Source organism: Acidobacteriota bacterium (genome assembly GCA_039028635.1).
GTDB lineage: Bacteria > Acidobacteriota > Thermoanaerobaculia > Multivoradales > JBCCEF01 > JBCCEF01.
In genome coordinates, this window is record JBCCHV010000016.1 from 1 (window position 1) to 19,184 (window position 19,184).

At 66.0% G+C, this 19,184-nt stretch carries 13 protein-coding genes; 8 read left to right on the top strand and 5 right to left on the bottom strand.

All coding sequences use genetic code 11. The features are described 5' to 3' along the window. The 3 genes from AAF604_08830 to AAF604_08840 all read left to right on the top strand — a co-directional run. A partial coding sequence (locus AAF604_08830; GenBank protein ID MEM7049751.1) for an RHS repeat-associated core domain-containing protein occupies positions 1 to 946 on the top strand: 946 nt, incomplete at its 5' end. 27 nt (positions 947 to 973) lie between these two features. Next, positions 974 to 1,423, top strand: a complete 450-nt coding sequence (locus AAF604_08835) for a hypothetical protein (GenBank protein MEM7049752.1) — start codon at positions 974 to 976, stop codon at positions 1,421 to 1,423. A gap of 121 nt (positions 1,424 to 1,544) precedes the next feature. Then, positions 1,545 to 1,943, top strand: a complete 399-nt coding sequence (locus tag AAF604_08840; protein MEM7049753.1) for a hypothetical protein — start codon at positions 1,545 to 1,547, stop codon at positions 1,941 to 1,943. 44 nt (positions 1,944 to 1,987) lie between these two features. On the opposite strand, the gene AAF604_08845 is transcribed toward AAF604_08840, so the two are convergent. Further along, positions 1,988 to 4,237: a patatin-like phospholipase family protein gene (locus AAF604_08845; GenBank protein MEM7049754.1), complete on the bottom strand. Its 2,250-nt coding sequence runs from the start codon at positions 4,235 to 4,237 to the stop codon at positions 1,988 to 1,990. Between the two features lie 14 nt (positions 4,238 to 4,251). Continuing rightward, the gene (locus tag AAF604_08850) at positions 4,252 to 6,873 is read right to left on the bottom strand and encodes a sulfatase (GenBank protein MEM7049755.1); all 2,622 of its coding nucleotides are present in this window, start codon (positions 6,871 to 6,873) and stop codon (positions 4,252 to 4,254) included. A 382-nt stretch (positions 6,874 to 7,255) separates the two neighbouring features. Between AAF604_08850 and AAF604_08855 the strand changes: the two genes are divergently transcribed. Genes AAF604_08855 through AAF604_08870 form a run of 4 tightly spaced genes read left to right on the top strand, consistent with a single transcriptional unit; the run spans position 7,256 to position 12,547 of the window. Further along, positions 7,256 to 8,941 (top strand): sodium:alanine symporter family protein, encoded by a 1,686-nt coding sequence (locus AAF604_08855; GenBank protein ID MEM7049756.1) that lies wholly within the window; start codon positions 7,256 to 7,258, stop codon positions 8,939 to 8,941. Between the two features lies 1 nt (position 8,942). Beyond that, positions 8,943 to 9,299 carry a hypothetical protein gene (locus AAF604_08860; protein MEM7049757.1) on the top strand — a complete coding sequence of 119 codons (357 nt, stop codon included), beginning with the start codon at positions 8,943 to 8,945 and terminating at the stop codon, positions 9,297 to 9,299. A gap of 60 nt (positions 9,300 to 9,359) precedes the next feature. Next, positions 9,360 to 10,802: a M48 family metalloprotease gene (locus AAF604_08865; GenBank protein ID MEM7049758.1), complete on the top strand. Its 1,443-nt coding sequence runs from the start codon at positions 9,360 to 9,362 to the stop codon at positions 10,800 to 10,802. 11 nt (positions 10,803 to 10,813) lie between these two features. Further along, complete coding sequence (locus AAF604_08870) at positions 10,814 to 12,547, top strand: class I SAM-dependent methyltransferase (protein ID MEM7049759.1); 1,734 nt, start codon at positions 10,814 to 10,816, stop codon at positions 12,545 to 12,547. A gap of 425 nt (positions 12,548 to 12,972) precedes the next feature. Here AAF604_08870 and AAF604_08875 read toward each other — a convergent pair whose 3' ends face one another. Continuing rightward, entirely contained in the window at positions 12,973 to 14,718 is a 1,746-nt protein-coding gene (locus tag AAF604_08875; GenBank protein MEM7049760.1) for an aldehyde dehydrogenase family protein, read from the bottom strand. 97 nt (positions 14,719 to 14,815) lie between these two features. Continuing rightward, entirely contained in the window at positions 14,816 to 15,733 is a 918-nt protein-coding gene (locus AAF604_08880; protein MEM7049761.1) for a hypothetical protein, read from the bottom strand. 253 nt (positions 15,734 to 15,986) lie between these two features. Here AAF604_08880 and AAF604_08885 point away from each other — a divergent pair, with 253 nt between their 5' ends. Continuing rightward, a complete protein-coding gene (locus AAF604_08885) occupies positions 15,987 to 17,747 on the top strand; it encodes a carbon starvation protein A (protein ID MEM7049762.1) in 1,761 nt (586 codons plus the stop codon). 11 nt (positions 17,748 to 17,758) lie between these two features. Here AAF604_08885 and AAF604_08890 read toward each other — a convergent pair whose 3' ends face one another. Next, positions 17,759 to 19,150, bottom strand: coding sequence for an AAA family ATPase (locus AAF604_08890; protein MEM7049763.1), 1,392 nt, complete (start codon positions 19,148 to 19,150; stop codon positions 17,759 to 17,761). Positions 19,151 to 19,184: the final 34 nt, after the last annotated feature.

Sequence of the window (19,184 nt, forward strand, 5' to 3'; positions counted from 1 at the left end):
CGCCGGCACCTGGAACCACCGGGAAGACCACATCCATCGGGATGGTCAACTGCTGGCTTCCTGGAGGCCGGCCGAGGGGCTACGCTTCTTCCACCTCGACCATCTCGGCACGCCCCGGCTCATCACCAAGGCCGACGGGAGAAGCGCTGGGCTTCATACCTACTTTCCCTTTGGGGAAGAGTCCGTGCCCAATGGGTCCAGTGAGCGGATGAAGTTCACCGGCCACGAGAGGGACACCCACGGCACCGCCGGTCAGGGAGATGACCTCGACTACATGCATGCCCGGTACTGCAATCCCCTCAATGGGCGGTTTCTGAGCGTCGATCCGGCACGGGAGTCGGCGATCGTCGAGTCACCTCAAAGCTGGAACCGATATGCCTACGGCATGGGTAATCCCGTCAAGCATGTGGATCCCGATGGCAGGATTTTCTGGGAGGTTCTCGATTACGCGTCGTTCAAAGCCTCCCAAGAGGCTTGGGTCGAGGCCGCAAACAACTTCCAAGAGAATCCCTCGGTCGATACTGGGGTTGCCGCAGCTCAGGCCTTCATCAACAACGCCCTCGACTCTGTTGCGATCCTTCTGCCGGGAGTCCCTGGGGGAGCGGGCCTTCTCAACAAGGGAGTTCAAAAGGCCGATGACATCGTCGATGTCGTGAAGGCCACAGATTCAAATCCTGCAGGCTCCTATCGGCCCGATCGAACGCTGCCGCGAGATGAATACGGAAACGCGATTCCTGACGTCAACCTCCCACACACTCAACTCGGCAGGCGAAGTAGTGCAAAGAGCGGAGAGTACACTCAGGCCCGTGAATTCGGTCACGATGGCGAAAAGGTCCGCGATGTTGACTTCACCAATCATGGCCGTGGAGACCATCCCGATCCCCATCAGCATCGCTACGATCCCTCCACAGGGAAGCGTCTTCGTGCAGAAGAGCTCCGGTACTAGCCTTCTTCATACCTTAGAGAGGTGAACATGAAGACCGTTCAGATTAGAGATAGTGACAGGTCGGGTTGTCTGGAAGTGAGCTTCGAAGATGTCCTGAGGATCGTTCTTCCTATCTGGAAAGGGCGATCCTGGCGCCTTCTGGAGATGGAGGCTGTGAGTTCCGGCGAGATCAATGTCGCCGCAATCGAAGCCCAATTGTCGGATAGTCCTGGCGGTATTGAATACTCCGGCCCAGACTTGATGACGCTGGCGCTTGGCCTGTTCCAGGAGATCAACTTGGTTGCTTGCGTTCCAGTTGATGATCGGAGACTGCCGCGTTTCCCGATGGATGAGGATTACTACCGTTCAGTGGAACTAAGTCTGATGTGCCACGACAGTGATCTCTGGGAGATTGTGACAAGCAGCGAGGTCGCTCATGCTCGGATCAGAGAGCGCTTTCGTGACGTCGAAATTCATTCCGGTCTTCCCGAGCATTGAGGTTCGGTTTCGGTTCAGGCTATTTTGATTCTCTTCTTCGGCGCAGTAGGCATGGTCGAGGCTCTGGGCTTCTCGGGCGCGAGTTCGGCGTGTCTCCTCTCGAGATCTTGAGGAGCGCAGAATGATGGTTCATTATTTGGCCTACTCAGATCTCGATCGCGCGATGCCGGAGCTCGGAGGGCCGGTCGCAGCCTTGCTCGATTGTGAGGACGAGAGGCATCGAGGAAACGGCCTCTTGCGGACTGCAGTTGAGAGCCTGATTGAAGCTGGGTGTGTCTATTTCGTCTCTTTCGGGCCTAGAGCTGAGGAAGTTCACGATTTCATTGATGATCTTTTGGCTTACGCTGGCCTGAAGGACATCATGACGACCTTCCATGATGAAGAGACCGCTGAAGATGTGGCTAACTTCTTCGTGGCCATTGCGATGCAGAAGGTGAGAGAGGGGCTCACTCTTTCAGGAGAGAGGAATCGTTGGGAGGGCGTTTTCGCGAGGATAGACGGTGGCGAGATTTCGCCATAGGCGTGATTGTTGGGAATGGACGGTCTTCCTTGGTTCCCGTTCAGTCAGTCGAAGGTGCGTCCGAGGAAGAAGTAGAAGGAGTCGTCGCCTTGGTCGGTTTGGGCGTAGCCGAGGTAGACGGGGCCGATGAAGGTCTTGCGGCCGATGTAGGCGAGGGCGGAGTAGACGAGATCGCCGAGGTCGAGGTCGCTGGCGTCGTCCCAGGTGTTGCCGGCTTCGAGGGCGATGCCGGCGTAGAGTTTTGGACGCATTTCGCGATAGACGCCGACGGAGGCGAGGGCGAGGGCGTCGCCGCGCAGCGCCTGGGGGCGGAGGCCGGAGAGGTTGAAAAAGCCACCGAGGTCGAGCTCGGCGTAGTCGGGGAGCTCGGTGGAGAGGGCGCTGCCGTAGGCGGCGCCGCCGAAGAAGGTGGTTCGACCGCGCGAGGCGGCGCCGAAGAGCTGGCCCTCGACGAGGTCGAATTCGTCGTCGGCGCCGAGGCTAGCGTCGGACCGGAAGACCTCGAAGCGAGCCAGCGATCCCGAGCGCGGGAACTCGATCTCGTCAAGGCGGTCAAAGGTGAGCTCGGCGCCTATTCCGCCGGTGTCGGCCTCGACCAGGTTGCGAATCCGCGAGCTGTTACCGCGGACTCGGCCGCTTTGGACGCCGAACCGGATCTCGCCATAATTCCCGAATTGCACTCCGACGTCGACTCCGATGTCGAACTGGTCGAAGTCGATGCCGCCGAGCTCGCCGGTGGGCTCGACGAGTTCGTCCTCGAGCCACTGGACAAACGGGGCGATGAAGGTGAAGCCGCGATAGTCGAGGGGCTGGAAGAACTCGCTGAAAATCCGCTCCTGGTCGCCAAGAGTGGTCAGGAGCTTCCATTCGGCACCGAGGCGATTGATCTGTGTTCGGCGGTAGTTGGCGATGGCCAGGAACTCCGACTCTCCTTCCAGATTGGCTTCGAGCTGAAGGCCCGGTTGGAGATAGCCAGCCGGTGCCCACTGACGCTCTTCGACCTCGATGACGAGTCGGGTACCGGCGGGGAGAGCCTCGAAGCGGAAGTCGACCTGCTCGAACTCCTCGAGCTGATAGATGCGGCTGAGGTCGCGGCCGAGCTGTTCGAAGTTGAGAAGCTGCCCCGGCTGGGTCCGCAGGCGCGCGGTGATCTGACGCGCGGCAACGCGCTCGGCGCCGCGCACCACCACCTCGGCGAGGAGCGGATCGGGGACTGCCCGCTGCTGCTGGCGGCGCTGTTCGAATTGCTCGAAGCGATCTTCCGAGACGGCGAAGGGCTGCAGGTCGAGCCGGTTCTCCTGGGCAGCTCGACGACCGAGCGCGATGGCTTCGCCGACGCGCTGGAAGCTGGCCGCCGAGATGTCGCCGAGGTCGGGAGACAGCAGTAGGTCGTTCGGGCGAATCTGGTCGCGGGAAGCTTCCACGTTGCGCTTGTTGATGACGCTGAAGGTCTGGAACATGACGGTGAAGAAGGACTCGGTGCCCTTGAGGGATCTCGGAGGGGTTCCGATGTCGATGGCCAAGACGCGGTCGCCGGGCCGGTCGGCGCACAGCTCGCGGGCGACGTCGACGGGCAGATTGCGCACGATGCCGCCATCGACCAGGGTACGACCATCGATCTCAACCGGCGTGAAGGCGCCGGGGATCGACATGCTGGCGCGCAGCGCCTCGGCCAGAGAGCCGCCCTCGAGCACCACCATTTCGCCACTGTCGAGGTCCGCCGCAATGGCGCGGAAGGGGAGGGGGAGACGGTCGAAGTCGTCGAGGGTGGCGGCGGGCAGGGTGAGGCGCCGGAGCAGAAAGCCGAGCTTTCGGCCTGCGATCAGGCCGGCCGGAGCGCGAAGGCCACGGCGCGAGACGCCCAACTCGATGGGAAAGAGGGGGAGGAAGTCGTCTTGCTTGCGCCGAAAGGAGGTGCGTTTGCGCGGCGGAGCGTCGTCGAAGACGTCTCTCCAGTCGGTGTCGCGCAGGTGCCCCTCGAGCTCCGCCGGAGTCCAGCCGGCGGCGTAGAGGCCCCCGACGATGGCCCCCATGCTGGTGCCGACGACGCAGTCGACGGCCACTTGCTGTTCTTCCAAGACCTGGAGCAGGCCGACGTGTGCCGCCCCGCGGGCTCCGCCTCCGCTGAGCACCAGGGCGGTGCGGGGGCGGTGGTCTTCCAGGGCGGGCAGCGACCCGCTGGCTGGGTTCGCCATGGCGCCGAAGAGGCCGGCCGCCAGGAGCACCAGGAGGGCCGGCCTCGATGCTCTCCGACGCCGACTGGCGCCGCCCGAGGTGCGTGATTCGGTTTGCATCTCGAACATTCTCCTCAGTCGAGGTACCCGAGGGCTTTGAGCTGCTCGCGGAGCTCGCGATCATCGGTGCGAGCTGCCTCAGCGGTGGCGCCCTCGTCGTGCCACAGCACGATGGAGGGCAGAGATTCTTCTTCGTGGTCGGCGATTTGCCAGGTCCCATGGCGCTGCGCCAGCACGGTGCGCTCACCGAGCTCGGCGACGGCGAACCGAAAGCGCTCACCGTCGTCGATAGCGAGACCCAGGAAGTCGGTCAGCAGGCGGCGTCGAAAGACCAAGGTGTAGCTGCTGCCCGGCGGTACCTCGAAGGCGATTCGCTGCTGGTCTAGCCAGGTGACACAAGCGCAAGGTAGGTCGAGGGCTTTGAGGCCCGTGGGTACGAATCGCTGGCCCTCGAGGGTGCCCTGAACGGTCTCCGCGGAAGGATTGTGGAAGCGGAGAAACAGGCCGCGGGGATTCTCGCTTAGGCGCTGACTCGCCCAGCGCCTCAGGGCCTCGATCTCCCGCGGATCGGCGGCCGACCCGCCGCCAGGGTGACCAATCTCGGCGTGAGGTCGCCAAGCGGTGTCGTCGAAGGTGAAAACGCCGCGGCGGCCGAGGTCGGCCTGAAGACCTCCGTTGCTGCCACCGGCATAGCTCCAGGTGCTGCGCGGGCCGTCGGATTCGCCCGCCATGAGCGGGAGCAGGGAGGTGCCGTCGAGGCCTGCGAGGGGCTCGGCACCGACCAGCTCGAGCAGCGTTGGCAGGAGATCGACGCTGCCCACCGGCCGCTCGATGCGGCGCCCTGCGCCGAGTCCCTCGGGGGTCGAGATCAACAGCGGTACCCGCAGGTTCTCGGGGCGCAGGTAAGCGTGGCTGGCGAGGCCGTCCTCGCCCAGCAACTCGCCGTGATCGGAGGTGATCACGATCACCGTGTCGCGATCCAGGGCGAGCTCTTCGAGGCCTGCGAGAAGGCGACCGATCTGGACGTCGGTGTAGGCGATGGCGCTGTCGTAGAGATCGCCCGGGAGGTCCTTCTCGGCTGCCGTCAAGGGGCGGTCCTGGGGCGCCTCGCCCGGCGCCGCACGCGTTTCCAGGGCGAAGCCGTAGCGGGTCTTGAAGCCTTGGTCGGCGGCGCTCTTGTGCTGTCGGGTCACCAGCTTGCCGGCGAGCTTGGCACCGCCCGAGTAGGTCTCGAACCAGGGCTGCCGAGGAGTGAACGGCGAGTGGATCTCGTAGGTGTGGAATAACAGGAAGAAGCGACCCTCGGCGAGCTCGGCGAGGCGTTCGAGGGCGTGGTCGACATTGCGGGTGAGCTCGTTCTCCTGACGCTGTCGCGAGGGCCAGAAGCGAAAGCGGTCGAAGCCGCGTGCGAGGCCGTAGTCGGGGCGCAGGAAGCCACCTCCGGTGATCGCTTCGGTGGCGTAGCCGAGGTCTTGCAGGGCACCGGCGAGGGTCGCCACGTCGCCCATCCGGTCGTTGTTGTAGTTCACCCCGTGGCGCTGGGCGTCGATGCCGGTGAACATCGAGACGTGGGACGGGAGGGTCCAGGGCGAAGCGGCGAGGGCCTGTTCGAAAACGGCGGCTCCAGCGGCCCAGCGATCCAGCAGGGGCGAGGTTTGACGGTGGTGACCGTAGAGCGAGAGGCGATCGGCCCGCAAGGTGTCGAGGGAGATCAGCAGCACGTTGGGGCGATCTCGCCCCGGCCGCGGCGCGATCACCTGCGGTCGGCTCCAGGCGGCGAGGGACACGGTCGGGTCGGCGGGGGATCGGGGCGAGGTCGCGGCGAGCTCGAGGACCAGATCTTCACCGGCGATGGCGGCGAGGTCGATCGTCTCGTCGTGCCAGGGTCCTGGTTGCCGGTCCACCTCGAGGAGCGGTTCCCGGGAGCCGTCGTCATGGAGACGCTCGACGATGAGACGGGTGGCCTCTGGCCGGCTCCCGAGGAGAGCGTGACCGAGATGGAGGCGGGCGCCCCGCGGTACTTTGCCCATCGCCAGGCGGCGCGGCGAGTCGACCGGCGTCAGCCAGCCATCGCGGGCCTCGCCCTGATGGGAGACCTTCCACGGCCGGTCGACCGCCTGTCGCCATCGACTGCCATCGAACTGGCGCCGACCGCCCAGGACATAGCGCAGGGCATAGCCATCCGGAGACGAGCCTTCGATGCGCAGCCGGATGCGGTCGATGGTTCCCCGCCATCTGGGATCGGATCCCACCGCGAAGCGGTAGGTCTTGAAGAAGCGGTGGTAGGGGTGGCGCACCGGCTGGGTCAGGAAGGCGTCTGCGGTCTCCTCGCCGGACCAGCCCAGAATGACTCGGCCGCCGCGCAGGCCAGCCAGCTTGACCTCGACGAAAGCGACCTCCGCAGCGACGAGGTCCGCCGACCGCTCGATGGTGGCGACACCGCTGTCGGAGGCCATCACCACCTGATCTTTCCGGCGCTCGAGGCGGCTGTCGTGCCGGGCGCTCCAGGCAAAGCGCTCCGGGTCGCGCGAGAGCTGCCAGCGAAAGACCGTCTCGGCGGGCAACAGGCTGTCGAGATCGAGCAAGTCCGGGGGCCGAGCCACCGCCGCACGCAGCACCACTTCGTCCGCTGGCGCGGCACAGCCGGCAGCGGTGAGGAGGGCGGCGAGGAGCAGGGGGAGAAGACGACGTGGCATCGCGGATTCGGTGCCGATCATAGCGCTGCCGAACCAGCTTCGAGGGGCCGACGGCGACTTCAGCAGTGATCGCACCCTAGATCGAATCGGCGGGCGCTCGGCGAGGGTGATCGCCACGGACCGAAGGCATTCTGGATTCAACGAGATAGGGAGGGCGGTCGCAGCTCCGGGCTGGGGTAGAATTCGGCCTTCATTGACGGGTTGCTGAAAACGGGTCGCATCCGAAGGCCTTTCCGCCATCGCGGAAGGCGTCGGAGCAGGGCCCCGTCCGGCTTGGCCGAAAGCCAGTAGTCCGTCTGCCGTGCTCACCCCGCGGGGTGAGCTCGGGTCGTCGCTCGCACACGGCGGGCCGCCAGGAAACTGCAAGGGCCGAGGGAGAAGCATGGACAGAATCGCAGCAATCATCGGTTGGCTCGAACATCTGGTGTGGCAGACGGGGATTCCGGTCGGGGAGGAGCGCATTCCCTTCCTGGTGATCGCTCTGCTCGGCACCGGCCTCTTCATGACGCTGCGACTGGGATTCATCCAGGTTCGACGCCTGGTCCATGGCTTCGGCGTCACCAGTGGACGATACGACGATCCGGATGAGCCCGGCGACGTCTCCCACTTCCAGGCCCTGACCACCGCTCTGTCGGCCACCGTCGGCATCGGCAACATCGCCGGGGTGGCGATCGCGATTCACTGGGGCGGCCCGGGAGCTCTCTTTTGGATGTGGGTCACGGCCCTCTTCGGCATGGCCCTGAAGTACTCGGAGGTGACGCTGGCGCTGCACTTTCGCGAGGTGGAGTTCCCGGACCAGGATGCCAAGGTTTGGGAAGGCTCCGTTTCGGGCGGCCCGATGTACTACATCGAGAAGGGCCTCGGTCGGCGCTGGAAGCCGCTGGCGATCTTCTTCGCCGGCGCCCTCATCATCACCTCGTTCCTGACCGGCAACGGCATTCAGGCCAATACGGTTTCGGACACGGTGCTCACGGAGTTCGGCATCTCACCCTGGCTCACCGGTTTGGTGACCTCGGCGATCGTCGCGCTGGTGATCCTCGGTGGCATTCGCCGGATCGGCAAGGTGACCGGCATCCTGGCACCGGTGATGGCGGCGGTCTACGTCTTTGGCGCCATGATCATCCTGATCTCGAATGCCAGCGAGATCGCTCCGACCTTCGGGCTGATCTTCCGCGAGGCGTTCAATCCTTCGGCGGGGGTTGCCGGCACCGGCACCGGCGCCTTGCTCCTCACCATGATGTGGGGCGTCAAGCGCGGCCTGTTCTCGAACGAGGCCGGTCAGGGCTCGGCGCCGGTCGCTCACGCGGCCGCCAAGACCGACGAACCGGTTTCGGAGGGCGTGGTGGCGCTCCTCGAGCCGTTCATCGACACGATTCTGATCTGCACCATGACCGGTCTGGTGATTCTGATCACCGGCGTTTGGAACCAGCGGGTGGCAACGGAGCTCAACCTGAGCGGTGGCGATTCTTCCTGGGTGGCGGTGGCCGACGGCTCGAGCGATCCGGAGGCCGAGATCCAGATCGTCGATGGCTACCCTCAGGGTGACGGCGCGCGTTTCGCCTGGCACGAGGTCGCGATCGAGCGCTTCTATGTCGATCTCGCCCAGCAGGTGCCCTTCGACGGAGTCCTGGTGTCGGCCGACGGCACGGCCCGGGGCCGCGATGGTCAGAGCTACGAGAGTCTCTATGGGGCGGCGGTCGAGAATGGAGCGCCGCTGACCAAGCTGGCCTTCGAGAGGGCGTTGGGCAAGGCGGGGGGATACATCGTGCTGTTGTCGGTGATGCTGTTTGCGGTCTCGACGGCAATCTCCTGGAGCTACTACGGTGACCGCAGCGTCAATTACATCTTCGGTAGCAAGGCGGTCTTGCCCTACAAGCTGGTGTTCGTGGTGATGCACTTCTTGGGTGCGGTGGCACCCTTGGCGACCATCTGGGCCCTCGGCGATGTCGCTCTGGGGATGGTGACCTTCCCCAACCTGGTCGCGGTGTTGTTGCTCTCGGGCTTGGTGTCCAAGCTCACCAAGAGCTACTTCGACCGCCGGCCTTGGGAGCGGAACAAGGGGGCCTGAGGTGTGGCGCGGTAAGGCGGTTCGTGCCCTGTTGGTCGACGACGTCGCCGGCTTGCGGATTCCGCGCGACGGTGACCTCGATGCCGACGCCATCGTGGCCATCGAGCGCGAGGAGCTGCGGCGGGCCAGTCGCCGCGCCCTGGCGGTGTCGTTGCTCTGCCTGGCGGCGGTGGTGGTGTTGTTCTGGTTCCGATCGACAGGGACACCGTTTCTCGAACCCGGGCGCGGTGAGCAGGGAGTCTTCACCTGGGCTATTCTCCTGGTGGTGGCCTATGCCGGTTTTCGGCTGGCGCAGTATTTGAACTTACGCACCGTGGTGCGCCTCCACGAAGAGGTGGTGCACCACGAGGCGGATTGATGGATGATCGAATCGCCGGTACCGCGGTCTGCCGTCGCAGACGACCAAGAGGAACCAACGATGAGTCGATTCTTTAGCCTCGCCCTCGCCCTGGTGTTCACCGTGCCGTGGATCGGGTGCGCCACCAACCCGGCGACCGGCAAGACCCAGCTCGCCTTGATCAGCGAACAGCAAGAGATCGCCATGGGACGGCAGTCGGATCAGCAGATCGTCGCCTCCCTCGGCCTCTATCCGGACGAAGAGGCGCAGCGCTATGTCTCGGACCTCGGCCAGCGCCTGGCGGCGGCGTCGGAACGGCCCAACCTGCCGTGGACCTTTCGGGTGGTGGATGATCCGGTGGTCAACGCCTTCGCCTTGCCCGGTGGCTTCATCTACATCACCCGCGGCATCCTCACCCACATGAACAACGAGGCCGAGCTGGCGGCGGTGCTCGGCCACGAGATCGGCCACGTCACCGGGCGCCACAGCGTGTCGCGCTTGAGCAAGGCACAGCTGGCGACCCTCGGTCTCGGCATCGGCATGATGGTCGAGCCCTCTCTCCAGCGCGCCGGCAATCTGCTGCAGACCGGCATGGGCCTGCTGTTCCTGAAGTATGGCCGTGACGACGAGCGCCAGGCCGACGATCTCGGCCTGCGCTACCTGCGCCGGGCCGACTACGACCCGATGGAGATGATCGGGGTCTTCGAGATGCTCGGGGCGGTGAGCCGGGCGGCCGGTGCCGAGGGCCGTGTTCCCGGCTGGCTGGCCACTCATCCACCGCCGGAGAACCGGCGCGAGCGGATCGCTGCGGCGGTGGCCGCGGCGGGCGAGACGGAGACCGGTAGGGAAGTCGGGACGGAGCGCTTCCTCGAACGCGTCAGCGGTATGACCTTCGGCCCCAATCCGCGCGAAGGCTATTTCGAAGGCTCGACCTTCTACCACCCGGACATGGCCTTCCGCCTCGACTTCCCGGACGGGTGGAAGACCGTCAACCAGCGTCAGCAGGTGATCGCCATCAGCCCGCAGGAGGACGCTGCCATGGTGCTTCGGCTGGCGCAGGGGGATTCGCCGGAAGCGGCGGCCCGTGAGTTCTTCTCGCAGCAGGGGATTCGCCGCGGCAATGCCCTCGGCTCGGTGGTGCGGGGGCTGTCGTCCTCCGGCAACTACTTCTCGGTGCCGCGGGAGCAGGCCGAGGACATCGTCGGCCTGGCCGCCTTCATCGGCTATCGCGAGCAGGTGTTCCAGCTTATGGGCTACACCATGGAGCCGCGGTGGCAGTCGGTGGGCACGCCGCTGCAATCGTCCGTCGCCAGCTTCTCTCGCCTCACCGATCGGCGGATCCTGAATATCGAGCCGAAGCGGGTCGAGATCTTCACCCTGCCCCGCGAGCTGACGCTGGAGGAGGTCAACTGGCGCTGGCCGTCGTCGGTGCCGATCGAAACCCTCGAGCTGATCAATCGCGTGCAGCGCGGCGACCGCCTCGCCGCCGGCACCAAGATCAAGCGGGTGCTGGGCGGGGAATGAGTCGGGATCGGGTGTCCTCCCACTGGGGGGACGCCGACCACACCCGCCAGCTGGCGGAGATCCACTGGATGGGTTCGCCGGTGGTGCGGGCGTACCTCAATCGTCTGGTCTCCGGAGATCCCGCCCAGGACTGGCTCACCTGGACCTGGAATCGTTGGGTGCGGGGCCAGGATCTCACCGTCGCCGTCTTGGGCTGTGGAGAAGGCTGGCTCGAGCGCTCGATCGCCGGCGATCCGCGGATCGCCGCCAACGATGCTTGCGACGTCGCCGCCGACGCCGTCGAGCGAGCGCGCCAGCAGGCCGCTGCCGAAGGGCTCGACAATCTGCGCTACCAGGTGATCGACCTCAATCTCGATCGGCTGCCGCGAGCGCGCTACGACGTGGTCATCGCCCATTCGGTGCTGCACCACGTCGAGAACCTGGAGCACTGCTACGGCGAGCTCGAGCGGGTGCTGGCGCCGGACGGCCTGTTGATCCTGAACGAGTACGTTGGTCCGACCCGCTTTCAGTTCACGCAGCGCCAGATGGCGGTGATCAACCGCCTGCTGGCTCGTCTGCCAGAACGATTTCGACGCAGTGCGGCCACCGGCGGCATCTATCCACGCAAGGAAGTGCCGACGGTCGAGGAGATGATCGCCACCGACCCTTCCGAGGCGGTGCGCTCGGCCTCACTCGAGGAGTGGACCTCGCGCACCTTCGAAGTCCTCTGGCGCGCTCCCTACGGCGGCACGATCCTGCATCATCTGCTCTACGACATCGTGCAGAACTTCTCGCCGACGGAGATCTGGGACGATCGACTCTTGGCCTTTCTCTGCTTCGTCGAGGAAGCGCTGATGGCGGAAGGTGTGCTGCCCGCCGACTTCGTCGTCGCGGTGGCGCAGCTGCCTGGCGGACCCGGGCGTCGCGGGGGCTCGCCTGACCGCAGGCCGCGGGCGCTGCCGCTGCTGGGCGATGGGGAAGGGGAGAACGGCGCGGTGGCCACCGCCGAAGTGCATTCGCGTCCGTCCTGGAACCGCCGGCTGGGCTTGGCCTGGCCGTCCGTCCGCGACACGCTCCAGGAGTGGTCCTCGGGCTTTCCCGAGTGTGACTGGTGGACCTGGGTGCTGGCCGAAGCCGGGCCGGCGCCGGGGGACCGTGTGCTGGTGCTGGTCGATGATCAGCGCCGCTGGCTGGCCGGCCAGGTGGCGGCCGGCGGCATCGATCCGGTGGTGATCGATCCCCGCCACGAGGCGATTCCGGCGGGGCCCTTCGACCTGGTTCTGACCAATGGGGTTCTCGGCTTGGCGGAGGATCGCCAAGCCTTGGTCTCGGCCATCGCGCAGCGCCTGGTGGCCGGTGGTCGCTGGTTGGGTGACGAGTACGGCGGGCCGACCGGTGGCTTCGGCAGCCGGCGGGCCCTGCACTACGCCCGTCAGTGCCTGCCTCACCTCGGCGTGCCGGTGGCGTCCGCGAGGTGGCGGCGGTCGGTGGCGGGCTGGTATCAGGAGCGGCGCCGCGCTGCTGCCGTCGCGATGGAGGAGCTGTTGGCCGAGTCCTTCGCCGTCGAGCTACGGCGGCCCCTCGGCGGGGCGGTGCGTCAGCGCGTCTTCTCGACCTACGAGGCCGTGGCCGGTGATCAGGTGCCGGAGGACGACAGAGCCCTGGCGCTGGCCGCCATGATGTGCGACCTCGAGCGTTGGCTGATCGAGGCCGGGGCCCTCGAGAACGATGACTTCTGCTTCATCGCTCGTCGGCGCTCTTCCTGACGACCGAAAAGGTGCGACTGTTCCGATTCGGTTCACCTTTGTGGACTCATCGGCAGGCTTCAGGGTCGAACGCCAGAAATTGTCTCGCAATCTTGACAAATTACGTCAGTCTTTGGGCCCTGAAGGCGAAAAAGCCCTGGAAACATGGCGATTGCGAACCTGGCACGCATCCTGCTCTAAGAAAAGAGTGGCCGCGCTGGATAGTGTTGAATCACTGATTTGAAGGTTGCAGGTTTGAGGGAGTTTCCGGAGACTGTGAATCCGGAGCGTTGGTCTCACATGAGTTGGTCGTCGGGCGGTCAGGGAGGGCGTTCCGACGGATTGTCCAGGGAACTCCGCTTCTTCGCGGAGGCCGGAGTTCCCTGGAGTTTTCTCTTTTCCCCACAAAATTCGAACGGCCTGATTCAGGCGGTGTCGCGCGCCATCTAACCGCGCAGGGCTTCCCAGAAGATGCCCGGTAGGCGGAACGGCGACGGGGCGGCCTCGAACCGGGTCAGCGCCTCGGCGAGCTCGGCGTCGGTGCGGTGCCCCGGGAACCACGGCGGCTTGGGCATGGCCCGAAAGGGTGCCCGGACGACGCTCTTCTCGGCGCGGGAGAACATCAGCGTGTTGTGCACGACGCCGTTGCCGGACTGGATGTCCTGGGCCGGATGGCCCGGGAAGGCTCCCCAGGTGGTGACCACCAGGCCGTAGCCGACGGCTGCCCAGTGGTTGACCGCCACGGTGCCGTAGCGCAGGTTTGAAATCGCCTCTTCGACGGCGGCCTTGCGGCGCGCCGCCGGGTGCACGATGAGGGTTGCGTTGAGGCTGCCCCAGAGGGCCTGATTGCAGAACTCGGTGGCCCTTTCGAGGTAGTCCTCGAGGTCGTCGCCGGCGAGGCGGGTGGCGGCGAAAAGCCCACAGAAGGCTTCCTGGCGGAAGCAGATGTCGTCCGATTCGCGCGGATCGACGTCCGGCACCAGCGCCCAGGGGAGCTCGCCCTCGGCCGGCTGGCCGAAGGTCTCCATCTCGGGATGGGCTTCCTGAAAGGCGGCGAAGCGATCCCGGGCGCCGGGATAGTAGGCCTGGCGGGTGGAAATTCGCTCCAGGGTCCGACGCAGCTCGTCGAGCAGGCGATCGCTCCCGGGCCAACTGGCGGGCAACACGATGACTCGGGTGGCGTTGCAGTTGAAGCCGGCGTTGTTGACCAGCATGGCGGCGAGGTTTTGGGCCTGGTACGAGAAGTCGCCGTCTTTCCAGGGCCCGGGAACCACGATCACCGGGCTGACGTTGCCGAGCTCGGCGGTGATCGTCTTCTGGTTGCGGGGCCGGTTCTCGGCCTTGGCGGCCTGACCGTCGGCACCGGGACCGAAGACGATGGCGTCGTAGGTGCGATCCGACCCGGTGATGTGAATCTCGTCGATCTCCGGGTGGCGACAAAGGTAGTCACCCTCCTCGGCTCCGCCGTAGACGATGCGCAGGAAGCCCTCGGCGATCAGGCTGGCGAACCCCTCCTCGAAGAGCGGACCGAGGAAGGCGTTGACCGGGTGCGCCTTGACCACCACCGTCTTCTTCTCCACGAACAGCTTGTAGAGCGCATCCATCGGTCCGATGGAGGAAACGTTGCCGGCGCCCAGGACCAGCACCGAGCGACCTTCCGGGGGCGGGTCGTCGTAGGCCACCGCCTGAGTGCTCGGGAGATCCGTCAGGGCCACCCCAGGCTGCATCCAAACTTCCGCCGTGACGTTGGGGTAGAACATGCGGTCATAGAGGGAGCTGGGAAAGACACCGGCCGTGACCCGGCCATCGGGACGGGTCTTGACCGGTCCCGGAATCTCCGGTTTGCCGGCTTCGGCGATGTCTTCGAGGGCATCGTGGAGCAGCCGGAGATTGCGCACTACCAGGTAGGGGCCGGTGAGCCATTCCTCGCCGCCGGCGGGGCCGCCCTCGGTCAGCCCTTTGGCGGCCAGACCGGCTTCCGCCCAGCGCGGTGCGACGGCGAGAAACTCGCGGGCGGTGCGGTCGAGGAGGCGTCGGCGCTCCTTCAGACCGAGCCGGGCCCAGCGCTGTTTCGACTCGGCGACGGCGGTGACGGCCCGGTCGAGAACCGCGGTGTCGGGCGCCCGGGATCCCGGATTGGAGGCTTCCTGGGAGGCGGCAGAGGTCTCGGAAGGGGATGTTGCCTGGCTCATCGGTGGCTCCTCGAAGTGGCCACCAGCCTAGCACAAGCAAACCGGGCTGCCGCGATGCGGCAGCCCGGAAAGATCCTGAATTCAAAAGGAATTCAGATCAGTTGCGTCGGCGCACGCCGCGCGGCGGCGAGGCCGCCAGGCGGTCGAGGCCCTGGTGGCGCCGAAACTCTTCGGAGGTCACCAGGACATCGACGACGGGGCTCAATCCGCGATTCATGAAGGTCGAAACGGCGTCGCGAAAGCCCTGGTCCCGGTCCCACATCTGCTGATCCGTTCCGGTTCGACCGAGCAGGGCGCGGTAGAGGTCGCCGATCAGCTGACGGCTCTGCCAACGGTCGCCGCGCGGTGCCCGTGCGTCGGCTGCGAGGTTGGCGGCCAGGGTCCGCACCTCGCCGACACCGTAGCGGTCGACGCGATCGGTGGCGGTGCTCAGCTCGCGGCTCGAAGGAGCGCGCCCGAGGATGCCGTGGTAGAGGCTGCCGACGACGGCTCGAGCGGCGGCACTGGAAGAGTCTCCACCGCCGAGATCGCCGCCGCCACCACCGCCGTGGCCGCTACCGCCGATATCGAAGGTCAGGAAACCGTGCAGGATGACCTTGCGTCCGGTGTAGGGACCCTGCAAGGTGAACTCGAGCTGGCTCAGGTTGCCGTTCTTGCCGCGGTTGTCCTCATTGGAGGACACTGCGCGGAGCTCGATGAAATCGGGTTGCGATTTCAGAACGTCGAGGCGCCAGCCGCCGCGGTTGACCTCCCAGCGAGCCCGCAGATCGATCGCCTTGCGAATTGCCGGACCCTCGCCGCGCAGGCGAATCACCACCCGCTCACCGACCTGCAGCGGGATGTGCTGGCCGAGCTCGTAGTTGTAGACCTCGCCGCTGTCGACGTGGCGGACGCGGGTGGTCAGACGCTTGATCTCGAGGGACTGATCGGCCGCCTGGCCGAAGACCGTCGAAGTTCCCAGGGTGAGGGCAATCGCTAGCGTGGAAAGCGCAATCTTCAGGGATCGTCGGGTCATGAGATCCTCCTTGTCGGCATCTATCGTCAATCGATGGCCGCAAGCCCGCAGGCCGGGATTGCGACTCCCTTCAAAGCAGTGCAACAACCTTGCCGCCCCGGATTACGGGGCGAAGACTCGCTGCGGTGTCGGAGCTTTTCCCTGCCAGGGAAGCTTACCCTCCCAGCGCCGGGTTGGCTTGCCCTGTCCTGTGGAGGCGGCGGGGCGGAGTAGAATCCCGCGAACCTTGATTCGTGCTTGATCGGGAGTTGCCATGGTCGCCGTCGTCACCGCTCTCTGCCTGCTGGGCTATGCCACCGGGTACTTCGTCTATGCCCGCTATCTGGCGCGGCGGGTTTTCGCCCTCGATCCCAGGGCCGAGACGCCGGCTCACGCCCAGCGCGATGGCGTCGACTACGTTCCGACGGGGCGGTTCGTGCTCTTTGGGCATCACTATGCGTCGATCACCGGCCTGTCTCCGATGTTGGGGCCGGCGGTGGCGGTCATCTGGGGCTGGGCTCCGGCCCTGCTGTGGGTGCTGCTCGGTGCTGTCCTGGTCGGCTGTGTCCACGACTTCGGAGCCTTGGTGGTCAGCATGCGGGCCCGCGGTATGTCGATCGGGAAGGTGACCGAGGGCATCATCGGGCGCCGCGCCAAGACGCTTTTCCACCTGATCATCTTCTTCGGCATCGCCCTGGCGATGGGAGTGTTCGTCTACGTCATCGCGGTGATGTTCTCGATCACCGAGAGCTGGGATCCGGCGCAGCCCCTGGCCGACCCCTCGTCCTTCCCGACGGCGGTTCTGCCCTCCGCCCTGCTGATCTTGGTGGCGATGGTCACCGGGCACCTGGTCTATCGCAAGGGCTGGTCCCTGGCGCCGCTGGCGGCGGCCGGCTTCGGTCTGCTGTTGGTCGGCGTCTATGCCGGCTTGCGCTTGCCGACCCTCGGCCTCGAGCGCGCCGCCTGGCCGAGCCAGCCGCAATGGGTCTGGATTCTCCTCGCCTATGCCTTCATCGCCTCCGTGCTGCCGGTCTGGAGCCTGTTGCAGGCGCGCGATTTTCTCAACTCCCTGCTGCTCTACCTCGGCCTCGGTCTGGCCTACGTCGGAGTCTTCGTCGGCGCGCCGGAGTTCGCGGCGCCGGCCTTCCGCATGAATCCCGAGGGGGCGCCGAGCTTCCTGCCCTTCGTCTTCATCGTCATCGCCTGTGGCGCCGCCAGCGGCTTCCACTCCCTGGTGTCGTCGGGAACCACGGCGAAGCAGATCGCGAGCGAGACCGACGCCCGGTTCATCGGCTACGGCGGCATGGTCGGTGAGTCGCTCCTCGGCCTGTTGGCGGTGGTCGCCTGTACCGCCGGCGTCCTCGGTCGTTCGGGCCTGTCGGCTGCGGAGGTGTGGAGCAGTACCTACCACGATTGGTCGTCGATTCAGGGCCTCGGCAAGCAGGTCGGCGTGTTCATCACCGGGGCGGCTCACTTCGTCGAGAATCTCGGCGTCCTGGACCATCGCGGGGCGACCGCCCTGATCGCCGTGGTGGTGGTGTCCTTTGCCCTCACCACCCTCGATTCGGCCACCCGCTTGCTGCGCTTCAACATCTCGGAGATCGGCGAGACGCTGGGTTGGAAGGTGCTCGACAATCGCTTCTTGGCGTCGGCCGCGGCGGTCGCCGTGATTGCCTTCTTCGCCTTCTACGAGGTCGCCGGGCGGCCGGCGGGGTTGGCACTGTGGCGCTTGTTCGGAACCGTCAACCAGTTGCTCGCCGGTCTCGCCCTGACGGTGGTCACCCTCTACCTGGTGCAGCGCCGGCGCAATCCCTGGTTCACCGGCCTGCCGGCGGTGTTCATGATGGTGTCGACGCTGATCGCGATGGTCTCCAACCTGCGCGACTTCTGGGCCGATCGCGGTGCCGGTGGCGGTCTGCTCTTCGCCGTCGGCCTGGTCTTGCTGGTGCTGGCTCTCTGGCTGATGGTGGAGGCGGTGGGGTGCCTGGCGCGGGCTCGGCGGGAGCCGCCGATCGAGTCCCTCCGGATCTCCTGAGAGCTCGGCCTTCAGCCTTCGGCGGACTCTCGCAGTTCGGCGAGGGTGGTGCGCGTTTGGTCGTCGACCGAGGGCTCTGGTGTTTCGACTGCTGAGAGCTCTGTTGGCTCGCCTGCCGAGGGCCCCGCTGCGCTCTCTGCCTCAGTGCCCTTTCGATCGATCCCCGAGGGTCCTGTTGCGCCCTCGGTCGAGGGTGCCGTCGCGCCTTCCGCCGAATTGTCCGCTCGCTGGTCCTCTGAGGGCCCCGCTGTGCTCTCCGCTGCCGGTGCCGTCGCGCTCTCCGTCGAAATGTCCGCTCGCTGATCCTCTGAGGGCTCTGTTGCGTACTCCGTCGAGGGCTCCGTCGCGCTCTCCGCCGAAATTTCCGCTCGCTGATCCTCTGAGGGCTCCGCTCCGTTCTCCGCTGAGGGTGCCATCGCACTCTCCGCCGAAATGTCAACTCGCTGGTCCTCTGAGGGCTCTGTAGAGTTCTCCGTCGAGGGTGCCGTGGCGGTCTCCGCCGAAATGTCCGCTCGTTGGTCCTCTGAGGGCTCGGTTGCGTTCTCCTCTGAGGGCTCTGTTGTCGAGGACTCCTGGACGGCAGCGGTGTCGGCGATGCTCTCGTCGCCATCGGCGAGGCGCCGCAGGGCGCGGCTGCGCAGGGCGTACTCGACCGCCAGCAGCGAGTGGGCGGCGGCGCCGGTGGCTTCGGGGTCGTAGTCGAAGATGGTCTTGCCTCGGCCGGGGGCCTCGGCCAGGCGCGTGTTGATGCGGATCTCGACGCCGAAGACCATGCGCCCGTACTGCTGGCGGATGCGCTCGACGTTGGCGCGGGTCTCGTTGGTCCGGTAATCGACCATCGTCATCAGGATGCCGAGACACTCGAGATCGCGATTGAAGTAGGCCCGTACCCGCTGGGCCGCCTTGAGCAGGCTTTCGACCCCTTCGATGGCGAGGAAGTGCGGTACAACCGGGGCGATGAAGGCGTCGGCGGCGGTCAGCGCGTTGATCGGTAGCAGCGACAGCGACGGGGAGCAGTCGAGCAGAATGGCGTCGTAGGAGTCGCGTAGCGGATCGAGGGCCGAGCGCAGGCGAGTCTCGCGCTGCCGCGACTGGCCGAGATCGATGTCCGCCGAGACCAGGTCCGCCGACGCCGTGATCAGGTCGAGGTTCTCGACCTCCGTCGAGCGCACCGCTTCGCGAGTCGGGGTTCCCCAGAAGAGAACGTCGGCGATCGAGGGAGCGAGCTTGGAGCGCGGCACGCCGAGGGAGCGGGAGGCCGAGGCTTGGCTGTCGAGGTCGACCAGCAGCACCCGTTGACCGGTGCGGGCGAGGGCGCCGGCGAGGTTGACGGTGGTGGTGGTCTTACCGACACCACCCTTCTTGCTGATCATGGCGGTGATCATCGCTCTGCTCGGGCTCACCCTCGGAAATCGCTCATCGTTACGCACAAGCATA